Source organism: Microbacterium sp. NPDC056003, from assembly GCF_042274785.1.
Classification (GTDB): domain Bacteria; phylum Actinomycetota; class Actinomycetes; order Actinomycetales; family Microbacteriaceae; genus Microbacterium.
The window spans coordinates 954,577-968,047 of record NZ_JBHJXQ010000001.1 but is presented as its reverse complement, the minus strand read 5'-3'; the positions used below and the strand labels follow the sequence as shown (position 1 = coordinate 968,047).

Sequence of the window (13,471 nt, the reverse complement as noted above, 5' to 3'; positions counted from 1 at the left end):
GGTCCGAGTCATGACGCCCCAGATCGGTGTGGACGGTCCAGCTTCCGACGCCCTGCTGCGCGCAGGGCGGTTCTTCACGAGGTGGGACGAGACCCCCGATCATCGCGCCGCCTTCCTCGAAGGAGGCCGCGAGGGAGACGCCTTCTATCGCGATCGCTGGAGTCACGACAAGGTCGTGCGCTCGACCCACGGGGTGAACTGCACGGGCTCCTGTTCGTGGAAGGTGTACGTGAAGGACGGCATCATCACGTGGGAGGCGCAGGAGACCGACTACCCGAGCGTCGGTCCCGACCGTCCTGAGTACGAGCCCCGCGGCTGCCCCCGCGGGGCTGCGTTCTCCTGGTACACCTATTCGCCCACGCGGGTGCGGTACCCGTACGTCCGGGGCGTGCTGCTCGAGGAGTACCGCGCCGCCAAGGCCCGCGGCAACGATCCCGTCGAGGCGTTCGGCGAGGTCACCCGCGACCCCGAGACCCGTCGTCGCTACCAGCAGGCTCGCGGAAAGGGCGGTCTGGTGCGGGCGTCGTGGCGGGAGGCCGTCGAGCTCGTCGCAGCCGGCTACGTCCACACGATCAAGGCGTACGGTCCCGACCGCGTCGCGGGCTTCTCGCCCATCCCGGCGATGTCGATGGTGTCGCACTGCGTCGGCACCCGGTTCACGCAACTCGTCGGCGGCGTGATGACGTCCTTCTACGACTGGTACGCCGACCTCCCCGTCGCCAGTCCGCAGGTGTTCGGCGACCAGACCGACGTGCCCGAGTCCGGCGACTGGTGGGATGCGACCTACCTCATGATGTGGGGCTCGAACGTGCCGGTCACGCGCACACCCGACGCGCACTGGATGGCCGAGGTCCGCTACCGCGGCACCAAGGTCGTGACGGTGAGCCCGGACTACGCCGACAACACCAAGTTCGCCGACGAGTGGCTGCCGTGCCAGGCGGGCACCGATGCCGCCCTCGCGATGGCGATGGGTCATGTCGTGCTCACGGAGAACTACGTCGACCGCCGGGTTCCCTTCTTCGCCGACTTCGCGCGCCAGTACACCGATCTGCCGCATCTCGTGCGCCTGGTCGAGCGCGACGGCGCTCACGTGCCCGGCACGTTCCTCACGTCGAAGGACCTCGGGGGCGAGACGCCTGAGGATGAGTGGAAGACCGTGGTGCTGGATGCCGCGTCCGGCGCGCCGCGGGTGCCCAACGGCTCCATGGGGTTCCGCTACGCCGCCTCGGGGGAGGGCCTCTGGAACCTCGACCTCGAGGGAGTCGAGCCGGCGCTGTCGATCCGTGACCTGCCCGCCGCTTCCCCGGCGGTCGACGTCGAGGTGCTCCTGCCGCGGTTCGATTCGGCAGACGGCTCCGGCGAGGTGCTGCGCCGCGGGGTCCCGGCGACGCGGGTGAGCGGCATCCTGGTCACGACCGTCCTCGATCTGATGCTGGCGCAGTACGGCGTCCGCCGTGACGGGATGCCCGGTGAGTGGCCGACCGGGTACGACGATGCCGACTCCCCGTACACTCCCGCATGGCAGGAGGAGATCACCGGCGTACCGGCCCAGGCGTGCACGCGTATCGCCCGGGAGTTCGCGGCGAACGCGGCTGAGTCGAACGGCCGATCGATGATCATCATGGGTGCCGGGATCTGCCAGTGGTTCCACGGCGACGCGACCTACCGCTCGATCCTCGCGCTCCTCATCCTCACGGGCTCCATGGGGCGCAACGGCGGCGGGTGGGCGCACTACGTCGGACAGGAGAAGTGCCGGCCGATCACCGGCTGGCTGTCGCTCGCGAACGCGCTCGACTGGAGTCGTCCGCCGCGCACGATGATCGGCACCGCGTACTGGTACATGCACACCGACCAGTGGCGCTTCGACGGGTACTCCGCCGATGCGCTGGCATCGCCGCTCGCCGAGGGCAACCTCGCCGGCATGCACACGGCCGACACGATCGCCCAGTCCGCACGGCTCGGCTGGATGCCGTTCTACCCGCAATTCGACGTCAACCCGCTCGACCTCGCCGACCGGGCCGACGCGGCGGTGGCGAACGGAGAGGCGGCGGATGCCGCATCCTACGTCGCGTCACAGCTCCAGTCGGGCGAGCTGCAGCCGGCCATCGCCGACGTCGACGCCCCCGAGAACTGGCCGCGCCTGCTGACGCTGTGGCGCTCGAACCTCATGGGGTCGAGTGCGAAGGGCAACGAGTACTTCCTCAAGCACCTGCTCGGCACCCACAGCAACGTCATGGCGACCGATGAAGCCGCCGTGCGGCCGAACGACGTGAAATGGCACGACGAGATCCCGGAGGGCAAACTCGACCTGCTCGTCTCGGCCGATTTCCGCATGACCTCGACCACCCTCCTCTCGGACGTCGTGTTCCCCGCGGCGACCTGGTACGAGAAGCACGACCTGTCGTCGACCGACATGCATCCGTTCGTGCACGCGTTCACCCCGGCGATCGACCCGCCGTGGGAGGCGAAGAGCGACTTCGACCTCTTCCACGCCATCGCCGTGGAGTTCTCGGCGCAGGCTCGGACGCATCTCGGCACGCGCAGGGATCTCGTCTCCGTGCCGATGCAGCATGACACTCCGGGCGAGACGTCGCAGCCCGGCGGTGCGGTGCGGGACTGGTCGCGCGGCGACGGCGTCGGCGTCCCCGGCAAGACGATGCCGCAGTTCACCGTTGTCGAGCGCGACTACACCGCGATCGCCGACAAGCTCGCCACCGTCGGACCCCTCGCCGACGAACTCGGCTTCACCATCAAGGCCGTGACCTACGACGTCTCGCACGAGGTCCAGCGGCTGGCGCAGAAGAACGGTGTGATGCTCGGCGGCGCCGCCGAGGGGCGTCCGGCGATCGACACGGACGTCAAGATGGCCGAGGCGATCCTGGCGTTCTCCGGGACGACGAACGGCGAACTCGCGTCGCAGGGGTTCCGCACCCTCGAGAAGCGCGTCGGCAAGCCGCTGGCCGACCTCGCGGAGGGCTCCGAGGAGAAGCGCATCACGTTCGCCATGACCCAGGCGGCACCCGTGCCGGTGATCACGTCGCCGGAGTGGTCGGGGTCGGAGACGGGCGGGCGACGGTACGCGCCCTTCACCGTGAACATCGAGCGGTTGAAGCCCTTCCACACGCTCACCGGGCGGATGCACTTCTACCTGGATCACGCGTGGATGCGCGACCTGGGCGAGGCCCTCCCGATCTATCGCCCGCCGCTGGACATGCACCGCCTGTTCGGCGAACCCAAGCTGGGACCCGTTGGGTCGCAGCAGGTCGTGGTGCGCTATCTCACGCCCCACTCGAAGTGGTCGATCCACTCGGAGTACCAGGACAACCTCTTCATGCTGTCGCTCTCACGGGGAGGGCCCACGGTGTGGATGAGTCCGGCGGATGCCGCGGCCATCGGTGCCGCCGACAACGACTGGGTCGAGTGCGTGAACTCCAACGGCGTGCTCGTCGCGCGGGCGATCGTGTCGCACCGCATGCCGACCGGCGTCGTCTACGTGCACCACGCGCAGGAGCGCACGATCGACGTGCCGAAGTCCGAAGCGACGGGTCGGCGCGGCGGCATCCACAACTCCGTCACGAGGCTGCTGGTCAAGCCGACGCACCTCATCGGCGGGTACGCGCAGCTGTCGTACACGTTCAACTATCTCGGCCCGACGGGCAACCAGCGCGACATGGTCGCGACGGTGCGCCGCCGCTCGCAGGAGGTGACGTACTGATGCGTGTGATGGCCCAGATGGGCATGGTGATGAACCTCGACAAGTGCATCGGGTGCCACACCTGCTCGGTCACGTGCAAGCAGGCGTGGACGAACCGCGCGGGAACCGAGTACGTGTGGTTCAACAACGTCGAGACCCGCCCCGGTCAGGGCTATCCACGTCGCTACGAAGATCAGGAGCAGTGGCGCGGCGGCTGGACGCTCAACAAGCGCGGACGCCTGGCGCTGCGCACCGGCAGTCGCCTGAAGCGGCTGCTCACGATCTTCTCGTCGCCGGTGCAGCCGAAGCTCGCCGACTACTACGAGCCCTGGACGTACGACTACGAGACCCTGATCGACGCACCGCTCGGCGACGACTTCCCGGTGGCACGGCCGAAGTCGCTCATCACCGGTGAGGACACGAAGATCACGTGGTCGGCGAACTGGGACGACGACCTGGGAGGCGCCTCGGAGATGGGGCATCTCGACCCCATCGTCGAGCGTGTGCGGCGCGAGTCGGAAGACAAGATCAAGCTGCAGTTCGAGAAGACGTTCATGTTCTACCTGCCGCGCATCTGCGAGCACTGCCTGAACCCGTCGTGCATGGCGTCGTGCCCGTCGGGCGCGATCTACAAGCGCGCCGAGGACGGGATCGTGCTCGTCGATCAGGACCGCTGTCGCGGCTGGCGCCAATGCATCACGGGGTGCCCGTACAAGAAGATCTACTTCAACCACAAGACCGGCAAGGCCGAGAAGTGCACGCTCTGCTACCCGCGCCTCGAGGTCGGCATCCCCACGGTCTGCTCCGAGACGTGTGTCGGGCGCCTGCGCTACCTCGGCCTCTTCCTCTACGACGCCGACCGCGTCACCGAGGCGGCCTCGACACCCGACCCCCAGGACCTCTACGAGGCGCAGCTCGACCTGATGCTCGACCCGGACGACCCCGAGGTCATCGCGGCGGTGCGCGCGCAGGGCGACATCCCCGAGGACTGGATGGATGCTGCGCGCCGGTCTCCCGTCTACGCCCTGGCAAAGACCTACCGGGTGGCGCTGCCGCTGCACCCGGAGTACCGCACGATGCCGATGGTCTGGTACATCCCGCCGCTGTCGCCCATCGTCGACCTGCTGCGCGACCAGGGTCATGACGCCGAAGCGGCGGGCACGCTGTTCGGTGCCATCGAGGCTCTCCGCATCCCGGTCGAGTACCTCGCCGAGCTCTTCACCGCCGGAGACGCCGACCTCATCACCACCGTGCTCCGGCGCCTCGCCGCCATGCGTGCGTACCTTCGCGACATCACGCTCGACCGGGAGCGCGACGAGTCGATTCCGCAGGCGGTCGGGATGACCGGGGATTCCATCTACGAGATGTATCGCCTGCTCGCCATCGCGAAGTACGAGGACCGCTATGTCATCCCCACAGCGCACTACGAGCGAGCCCACGAGCTGGAAGAGCTGGGCTGCTCGCTCGACTTCGACGGTGGGCCCTACGCAAGCGAGCCGGGCATGTTCGGCGAGGCGAGCGGCCGGCCTGTCCCGGTCGCCGTCGAGACCTTCCAGGCGCTCAAGGAGCGGCAGACGTCCGATTCGGCGGCGAGCGGCGAGTCGCTGCGCGGGCGGGTGAACCTGCTCAACTGGGACGGCAACGGGGCGCCGCCCGGGTTGTTCCCGCCGCGAGACGACCGACCGGACGCCCCGGACGAGGGCCCGCGATGAACGCCCGAGTCGTCCACCAGGCGGCGTCACTCTGCCTGAGCTACCCCGACGACGCGGTGCTCGGATCGGCGGCGATGATCGACGATGCCCTGCGCGAGGCGGCACCGCGGGCCGCGGCATCCTTCGCCCCGCTCCTCCACTGGTGGGCGACCACGCCGCCGGCCGAGGTGCAGGCCGTCTATGTCGACACCTTCGACATGTCGCGACGCCACGCGCTCTACCTGAGCTACTGGACCGACGGCGACACCCGCCGTCGCGGCGCCGTGCTCGCCGACCTGAAACGGCGCTACCGCGAGGCGGGCCTCGCTCTCGAAGGAACGGGCGAACTCCCCGACTTCCTGCCGCTGGTCCTCGAGTTCGCCCGGCACTCCCCGCAGGAGGGCGCCGCGCTGCTGCAGGAGTACCGGCCGAGTCTCGAACTCATCCGCCTCGCCCTCGGCGAGCGCGGCTCGCCGTACGCCGGCGTCGTCGCCGCCGTGTGCGACACGCTTCCGGGACGCTCGCCCGCCGACCGCCAGCAGGCGATGGCGATGGCCGCAGCCGGACCGCCGCGCGAGTCGGTCGGTCTCGATCCGCACGACCCGCGGCTGCTGCCGCTCGAACCGGTCGGGAGACGCTGATGGACCTGTTCCTGTGGGGCATCCTGCCGTACATCATGGTCGCGGTGCTCGTCGGCGGCACGATCTGGCGCTACCGCTACGACCAGTTCGGCTGGACGACGCGCTCGTCGCAGCTGTACGAGTCACGGCTGCTGCGGATCGGCTCGCCGCTGTTCCACTTCGGCATCCTCGTCGTCGTCATCGGTCACGTCGTCGGGCTCGTCATCCCGAAGGCGTGGACGGACGCCTTCGGTGTCTCAGAGGACATGTACCACCTCGCCGCGCTCGGCCTCGGCACGATCGCGGGATTCGCGACCCTCGTCGGAGTCGGCATCCTGATCTATCGGCGTCGCACCACCGGACCGGTGTTCATGGCGACGACGAAGAACGACAAGACGATGTACGTCGTGCTGGTCGCCGCGATCGTTGCGGGACTCGCGACGACGGTGCTGAGCGTCGTCGGACCGCCGCACGAGGTCACGTACCGCGAGACGGTGGCGCCCTGGTTCCGCTCGCTCTTCGTCTTCCAGCCCGACATCGCCGCGATGAGCGCTTCGTCGCTCGATTTCAAGGTCCACACGGTGATCGGAATGCTCCTGTTCATGCTCTGGCCCTTCACGCGGCTCGTGCACGCGTTCACGGCGCCGGTGCACTATCTCTTCCGCCCGTACATCGTGTACCGCTCACGCGACGGGCGTCCCACGACCGCCCGCGGCATCCGGCGTGGCTGGGCGCCCGTCGGGACGACGGACCGCACCCCCGACCGCAAGGCCGGCCGCAGCGGCACCCAGACCGGAGGACGACGATGACGACGGATGCCGCAGCCCGGGCCGAAGACACCGTTCAGGCGCTGCCCGGCCGCACCAAGAACCTTCTGCTGGCGCTGCTGGCGTTCACGATCACCTTCTGGGCGTGGAACCTCGTGGCCCCTCTCGGCGTGCAGTACACCGCCGAGATGGGTCTGGACTCGACACAGGCGTCGCTGCTCATCGCGACGCCCGTGCTCGTCGGCTCGCTGGGGCGCATCCTCACCGGCGCCTTCACCGACCGGTTCGGCGGACGCCTGATGTTCACCCTGCTCACCGCGGCCTCGGCCGTGCCCGTCGTCCTCGTGGCGCTCGCGGGGGTCATGGGGTCGTACGCCCTGATGCTCGCGTTCGGGTTCCTGCTCGGCATCGCCGGAACGACGTTCGCCATCGGCATCCCCTTCGTCAACGCCTGGTACGAGCCGTCGAAGCGCGGGTTCGCGACGGGCCTCTTCGGCGCGGGCATGGGCGGCACCGCTCTGTCCGCTTTCTTCACACCGCGCATGGTGGCGTGGTTCGGCTATGTCCCGACCCACCTCATCATGGCCGGCACCCTCCTCGTCGTCGCACTCATCGTGTGGCTGTTCATGCGCGACTCGCCGCGATGGAAGCCCAACACCGCCCCGGTCATGCCGAAGCTCAAGGCGGCGTCGAAGCTGGCCGTGACCTGGCAGATGGCGTTCCTGTACGCCGTGACCTTCGGCGGCTTCGTCGCGTTCTCGACCTACCTTCCGACGTACCTCAAGGAGGTCTACGGCTACGACCTCGCTGATGCGGGCGCGCGCACGGCGGGCTTCGCCATCGCCGCGGTCATCGCGCGACCCGTCGGCGGATGGCTCTCCGACCGCATCGGGCCGGCGACCGTGCTCGGCATCTCGCTGGGCGGCGCCGCCGTCATGGCTGTGGTGATCGCCCTGCAACCGCCCCCCGAACTGGCGGCCGGCACCGCGTTCGTCCTCATGGCGCTCGCACTCGGGCTCGGCACGGGCGCGGTCTTCACCTGGGTCGCCCAGCGCGCCCCGGCCGAGAAGGTCGGCACGGTCACGGGCATCGTCGGTGCGGCCGGTGGGCTGGGCGGCTACTTCCCGCCGCTCGTGATGGGGGCCACGTACAACGCCGAGGCCCACAGCTACACGATCGGACTCAGTCTTCTCTGCCTCACCGCACTGGTCGCTCTGGGCTTCACGGTCTTCCTCGCGCGCCGGGGACGACGCGCGGCGTGAGCTCCGCCTCGGGTCACTGCTCGAGGAAGCGCACCGGCAGGTCGGCGATGTCGAGGCCCGATGCCCGGAGGAGCTCCTCGATCGCCGCGTGCTGCGGCTCCGGAGCGACGATCTGCACCCTCGCCTGCCCGTTCGTCTCTCGGCCGTCGGCCCAGAAGCTGCTCACGGCGTGCTCATCGGCGAGCTCGGTGAGCAGCGCGAGATACCGGTCGCGCTCATCCGGCGGAACGGCGACTCCGAGCGAGGATGAGTTGATCTCCACCACGGTGCCGGAATCGAGACCCGCCGCGGCGACGAGGTCCGCGGCGTGCGCGACGAGTGGCAGGAGATGCGCGAATCCGGCGGACGGCGCCTCCTCGACCTCGACGAACGCGAACCTGGTCTCGTCCCACCTCGCCGGCTGAACGGCGAGACCGGGCGCGACCCGGTCGAGCTCGTCAACGACCTCGACCGCATCGAACCCGAAGTCCGGGCACCGCGTGCCGTTGCCGACGGTGCTCCGGGAGGGCGAGTCGCCGTGCACCGACACGTCCGTACCTGACGGCGTGCGCACGTGAAACGACCACAGGACCGCGTCGGGGTACCCGGTCGTGCACGCGGCGTCGAGCAGGCCGCCCAGACCCGCCTGGTCCACGGTCACCGCCATCCACGACGTCGGGTTCGAGAACGTCGGCGCCTCGACCCAGCGCTCCTTCTCGACGGAGTCGACGCCGGGGAGGCTGTCGATCACGCTCGCGAGCTCGTCGAATTCCGCGCTCGGTCGATCGAAGTGCTCCTCGTTGACCATCCAGGCGAACAGCACCAGCGCAGCGACCACGAGTCCGACGAAGACCACCACCAGGAACGTGACTCCGACCCGTGCGGCGGTCTTCCCGTGAGGGCGACGACCGGCGGGGCCGGCACCCGTCTCCGGCGAGAGCGTCGTCGCCATGTCGCACCGCCTCCCGACGGATCTGGGGGTCGTCGCCTCGAACCTACCGCGTGCCGGGCGGAGCCGTCCCGACGATCTCTCGCGGAACCTGTGGACGGTGACCCCCGACGGGGCTACTGTCGCGGTGTCGTCGAAGCTCTCGCAGAGGGGCGGTGCCGTCATCTCCCACGTCAGTGCCGCGCGCCCGATGCCCACCCCGCGGCGGGTGCAGGGCACCTATTACCCGTCGAAGCAGCGGGCGACGGTGCTGTCGTTCGACTCGCTGATGGGTTCGGGCGGCGGTGTGGTGATCCAGCCGGTGCTGGGACGAGCGGCGGATGCCGGAGGCTACGGCACCTCGCTGATCTGGAGCGGCGTCATCTCGGCCGTCGCGATCCCGTTCGTCCTGCTCAGCCGGGCGCAGAACGCCCCCGCCGACACCGCCCGGGAAGTCACCGCGGAGCCGCAGGCATGAGGCGGACCGCACGCGGTGAGAGGCGAGCCGCCGTCCATCGCCCGATGCGGGTGATGCCCCACCCCGAGGCATCCCCCTACGCTCCTGTCCTGTGACCGGGGGGCTGCATATTCACCGCTGCGTGACCCTCGGCCAGACGAAACGTGTGGACGAGAGGGAATCGAGATGACCGAAGAGAAGAAGACATCGATCGTGGGAGATCCGCTTCCCCCCGCCCGGTCACTGCCGTTCCCCCCGAAACCGTCGGGCAGCTATGCCGGCCGCACCCTCGGTGAGTCGACCTACTCTCCTCTTCCGCCCGAGCAGCACCTCGGTGACGACGCACCGAACATCCTGGTGATCCTCATCGACGACGCCGGACCCGCGCTGCCCGCCCCGATCGGCGGCAAGATCCACACCCCGACTCTCGGACGCATCCGCGAGGAAGGCATCGGCTACAACCGTTTCCACACCACCTCGATGTGCTCACCGACCCGCGCGTCGCTGCTCACCGGACGCAATCATCACCGTGTCGGAGCGGGGCAGATCGCCGAACTGGCCAACGACTGGGACGGCTACTCGGGGCACATCCCCAAGAGCAGCGCGACGATCGCCGAGGTGCTGCGCAACTACGGCTACTCGACCGCGGCGTGGGGCAAGTGGCACAACACCCCCGCCGAGGAGACGACGAAGGCGGGGCCCTACGACAACTGGCCGACGGGCAACGGGTTCGAGTACTTCTACGGCTTCCTCGCCGGAGAGGCGTCGCAGTACGAGCCGAACCTCGTGCGCAACACCACGAGCGTCCTGCCGCCGAAGTCGCCCGAAGAGGGCTACCACCTCAGCGAGGACATCGCCGACGATGCGATCGCCTGGCTGCGCGACCACAAGGCGCTCTCACCCGACAAGCCGTTCCTCATGTACTGGGCGAGCGGCGCCATCCACGGGCCGCACCACATTCACAAGGAGTGGGCCGACAAGTACAAGGGCGTCTTCGACGATGGATGGGATGCCTATCGCGAAGACGCCTTGGCGGGCGCGAAGGCCGCAGGCTGGGTGCCGGAAGACGCGGCTCTCACCCCGCGTCCGGACTCGCTGCAGGGCTGGGACGACGTCCCCGATCACCAGAAGCCGTTCCAGACGCGGCTCATGGAGCTGTGCGCGGGCTTCGGCGAGCACGCCGACGTGCAGGCAGGGCGGGTGGTCGACGAATTGGAGAACCTCGGTTACGCGGACAACACCATCGTCGTCTACATCTGGGGCGACAACGGATCGTCGGGCGAGGGTCAGAACGGGACGATCAGCGAGCTGCTCGCACAGAACATGATCCCGACGACGGTCGACCAGCACATCGCCGCGCTCGAGGAGCTCGGCGGCCTCGACGCCCTGGGAACCCCGGCGACCGACAACCAGTACCACGCGGCGTGGGCCTGGGCGGGGTCGTCGCCGTACCAGGGCATGAAGCTCATGGCGTCGCATCTCGGCGGCACGCGCAACCCGATGTTCATCCGGTGGCCCGCGCGGATCGAGCACGATCCCGAGCCGCGCACGCAGTTCCACCACGTGATCGACCTCGCGCCGACGATCTACGAGATCCTCGGAATCTCGCACCCCGACACCGTCAACGGCATCCCGCAGGATCCCATCGACGGGACGAGCTTCGCGTACTCGATCGACGACAAGGGCGCCGAAGGCCGGCATCGCGTGCAGTACTTCGAGATCATGGCGAGCCGCTCGATCTACGAGGACGGCTGGATCGCGTCGACCACCGGACCGCGCCTCCCGTGGGTGCCCGGCACGCCTCCCGGAATCGCGACGTGGACCCCTGACGGGGATGCGTGGGAGCTGTACCACCTCGACGAGGACTGGAGCCAGGCGCACGACCTCGCCGACAAGCACCCCGAGAAGCTCGCCGCGATGAAGGAGCTCTTCGCGATCGAGGCGGCGAAGAACAAGGTGCTGCCGGTGGGCGGCGGCCTGTGGATCGCCCCCCTCCATCCGGAACTGCGCATCGCACCGCCGTACACGGAGTGGGACATGACGGGCGACACCGTGCGCGTGCCCGAGTTCTGCGCTCCCGCGCTGGGCAACAAGCCCAACACGGTCAGGATCGAGGTGACGGTCGGCGACAGGGCGAACGGTGTGCTCTACAAGCTCGGCGGCGCGGGCGGCGGCCTCACGGCGTTCGTCGTGGACGGCATCCTGACGTACGAGTACAACCTGTTCCTCGTGCAGCGGACGACGGTCGCGGCATCCGATCCCCTCCCGGAGGGCGATCACACGATCGAGATCGAGACGTCCTATGTGGAGCCGCGCCCGGGCGGACCCCTCTCCGTGGTGCTGCGCGTCGACGGCGCCGAGGTCGCCTCGGGCACCGTCCCGGTGAGCGCGCCGCTGCTGTTCTCCGCCAACGACTGCCTCGACATCGGCCGCGCGTATGGCGGCGCTGTGTCGCGGGCGTACGCCGACCGGATGCCCTTCGCGTTCGACGGAGAGATCGGGCGCGTGCACGTGTCGTACACCGTGCCGGCGAAGGCCTGATCCGAGGTCGTCGGGGGCTCCGAGGGCTCCGAGGGGACCGAGGTCGCCTGTGCCGCTCGCCTAGCCGTGGAAGGGGCACCGCCCGCCGGAGCCGGCGGCGCGCACCTTGGCGCCCGACGACGGCTTGGTCGGCAGACGGCGACGGTTCACGCCCAGACCCTGCGGAAGGACGGACAGCCGAGGGTCGCTCAGCACGGCGATCGCAGCGGAGAGGCCGGCCAGCGCGAGCTTCTCGCCGGGGCAGCGGTGGCCGGTGCGCACGTCCGCCCCGCCGTGCGGGACGAAGGAGCGCAGAGCCTCGTAGTCGTCGACGCCGACGAACCGTTCGGGGTCGAAATCGCCGGCGCGCACCCACGACGCGTCGTCGGTGTTCGAGCCGAGGATGTCGAGCACGACGCGTCCGCCCTTGGCCACGCGGTGGCCGTCGAGTTCGACGTCGGCGATCGCCCACCCCGGCAGCATCGGCACGAAGGGCGACGTGCGACGCACCTCCTGGGCGAAAGCCAGGGCAAGCGGGCCGCCGACGAGCGAACCGCGCTCACCGGTCTCGGCGGCGATGCGTGCTCGCCAATCGGGCTCCGCGTGCAACCGCTTCGCCGCGAACGCCACGAACCGTGCGACGGCCACCATGGGGCGGATGCTGTTCTGCAGCTCCACCCCGGCGAGTCGGGGCGTCAGCAGGGCACCGTCTCGGTCCGTGTGCCACGCCCACTCGGCGAGCGCCGTGCCGGGCGGTGCACTGAGCGAGCCGACGCGGACCGCTTCGATGAGGCGTGCCGCGTGGCGGTCCGACCAGGCGCGGTTGAGCTGCGCCTGAAGGAAGGCAGGGGAGTACGGGGCGCAGAATCCGTCGACGATCTGGGCGAGCCGCGCCGACCACCGGGTGCGCGCCGCCGCGGTGCCGGGCAGTCCGGCCCACGTCGTGATCGCCCGTCCGAGCGCCCCCACTGCCGCGTCGTACGCGGAGCGGCGACCGCCGGCGATCCAGTCCGCGAGCTCGGCCTGCCATTCGCGCTCGAGCAGCGGAGTGAGTCGCGCGACCTGGGAGTCTTCGTAGGCGACATCGACGAACGTGGCCTTGCGGTGACGGTGGTCGTCGCCGTCGAGGCTGTGCACGGAGTCGTGCCCGAACAGGGTCTCCTGCACGATCGAGGGCATCGCGCCGTGCCGTGCGACCAGCCGGTCGTCGTAGAAGACGTCGACGCCGTCGGCGCCTCGCACGAACAACGCATCCCGCCAGAGCAGCTGCATCGGGACGGCGCGCGCCCCCTGACGCGCTTTGCGCCACATGCTCGCGCTGAAGTCGTAGCCGCGCACGGCGAATCGGAGACCGTCGTCGATCAGCATTCCGCCACGCTCCCGGGCGCGCGGCGCCCGTGCCAGGGGGTGCGGCACCTGCGGCCGCTGTGCTACGCGGATGCTCGACGAGCCGCGCAGTCGCGGCGGTGGGATCGGCGGCGGTGGTCTGTCGACTCAGACATTCCGGCGCGCGTCAAGACCTCCCACCGCGTGCAGGGGGACTGGGATGCTGG

The 13,471-nt window shown here is 69.6% G+C and carries 8 protein-coding genes and 1 pseudogene; 7 read left to right on the top strand and 2 right to left on the bottom strand.

Annotation, left to right across the window (positions count from 1 at the left end):
• Positions 1 to 10 precede the first annotated feature (10 nt).
• The 5 genes from ACFC1W_RS04445 to ACFC1W_RS04425 are packed head-to-tail and all read left to right on the top strand — an operon-like array spanning position 11 to position 8,034.
• The gene (locus ACFC1W_RS04445) at positions 11 to 3,715 is read left to right on the top strand and encodes a nitrate reductase subunit alpha (protein WP_375989092.1); all 3,705 of its coding nucleotides are present in this window, start codon (positions 11 to 13) and stop codon (positions 3,713 to 3,715) included.
• Positions 3,715 to 5,406, top strand: coding sequence for a nitrate reductase subunit beta (narH, locus tag ACFC1W_RS04440; protein WP_375989089.1), 1,692 nt, complete (start codon positions 3,715 to 3,717; stop codon positions 5,404 to 5,406). Before ACFC1W_RS04445 ends, narH begins: the two co-directional genes overlap by 1 nt.
• Entirely contained in the window at positions 5,403 to 6,026 is a 624-nt protein-coding gene (gene narJ / locus ACFC1W_RS04435; RefSeq protein WP_375989086.1) for a nitrate reductase molybdenum cofactor assembly chaperone, read from the top strand. The genes narH and narJ overlap by 4 nt, the downstream gene beginning before the upstream one ends.
• Entirely contained in the window at positions 6,026 to 6,814 is a 789-nt protein-coding gene (gene narI, locus ACFC1W_RS04430) for a respiratory nitrate reductase subunit gamma (protein WP_375989083.1), read from the top strand. Before narJ ends, narI begins: the two co-directional genes overlap by 1 nt.
• Complete coding sequence (locus tag ACFC1W_RS04425) at positions 6,811 to 8,034, top strand: nitrate/nitrite transporter (RefSeq protein ID WP_375989081.1); 1,224 nt, start codon at positions 6,811 to 6,813, stop codon at positions 8,032 to 8,034. The genes narI and ACFC1W_RS04425 overlap by 4 nt, the downstream gene beginning before the upstream one ends.
• 13 nt (positions 8,035 to 8,047) lie before the next feature.
• Here ACFC1W_RS04425 and ACFC1W_RS04420 read toward each other — a convergent pair whose 3' ends face one another.
• A complete protein-coding gene (locus tag ACFC1W_RS04420) occupies positions 8,048 to 8,965 on the bottom strand; it encodes a hypothetical protein (RefSeq protein ID WP_375989078.1) in 918 nt (305 codons plus the stop codon).
• Between the two features lie 223 nt (positions 8,966 to 9,188).
• On the opposite strand from ACFC1W_RS04420, the pseudogene ACFC1W_RS04415 reads away from it, so the two are divergent.
• Both ACFC1W_RS04415 and ACFC1W_RS04410 read left to right on the top strand, forming a co-directional pair.
• A pseudogene (locus tag ACFC1W_RS04415) lies at positions 9,189 to 9,419 on the top strand (MFS transporter); the annotation flags it as partial.
• Between the two features lie 165 nt (positions 9,420 to 9,584).
• A complete protein-coding gene (locus tag ACFC1W_RS04410) occupies positions 9,585 to 11,939 on the top strand; it encodes an arylsulfatase (protein ID WP_375989075.1) in 2,355 nt (784 codons plus the stop codon).
• Between the two features lie 60 nt (positions 11,940 to 11,999).
• On the opposite strand, the gene ACFC1W_RS04405 is transcribed toward ACFC1W_RS04410, so the two are convergent.
• A complete protein-coding gene (locus ACFC1W_RS04405) occupies positions 12,000 to 13,286 on the bottom strand; it encodes a cytochrome P450 (RefSeq protein ID WP_375989072.1) in 1,287 nt (428 codons plus the stop codon).
• Positions 13,287 to 13,471: the final 185 nt, after the last annotated feature.

Bases quoted from the DNA above. Each gene is read 5' to 3' on its own strand.
- ACFC1W_RS04445 (WP_375989092.1), top strand. From the start codon at position 11: ATGACGCCCCAGATCGGTGTGGACGGTCCAGCTTCCGACGCCCTGCTG.
- ACFC1W_RS04420 (WP_375989078.1), bottom strand. From the start codon at position 8,965: ATGGCGACGACGCTCTCGCCGGAGACGGGTGCCGGCCCCGCCGGTCGT.
- ACFC1W_RS04405 (WP_375989072.1), bottom strand. From the start codon at position 13,286: ATGCTGATCGACGACGGTCTCCGATTCGCCGTGCGCGGCTACGACTTC.
- narH (WP_375989089.1), top strand. From the start codon at position 3,715: ATGCGTGTGATGGCCCAGATGGGCATGGTGATGAACCTCGACAAGTGC.
- ACFC1W_RS04410 (WP_375989075.1), top strand. From the start codon at position 9,585: ATGACCGAAGAGAAGAAGACATCGATCGTGGGAGATCCGCTTCCCCCC.
- narJ (WP_375989086.1), top strand. From the start codon at position 5,403: ATGAACGCCCGAGTCGTCCACCAGGCGGCGTCACTCTGCCTGAGCTAC.
- narI (WP_375989083.1), top strand. From the start codon at position 6,026: ATGGACCTGTTCCTGTGGGGCATCCTGCCGTACATCATGGTCGCGGTG.
- ACFC1W_RS04425 (WP_375989081.1), top strand. From the start codon at position 6,811: ATGACGACGGATGCCGCAGCCCGGGCCGAAGACACCGTTCAGGCGCTG.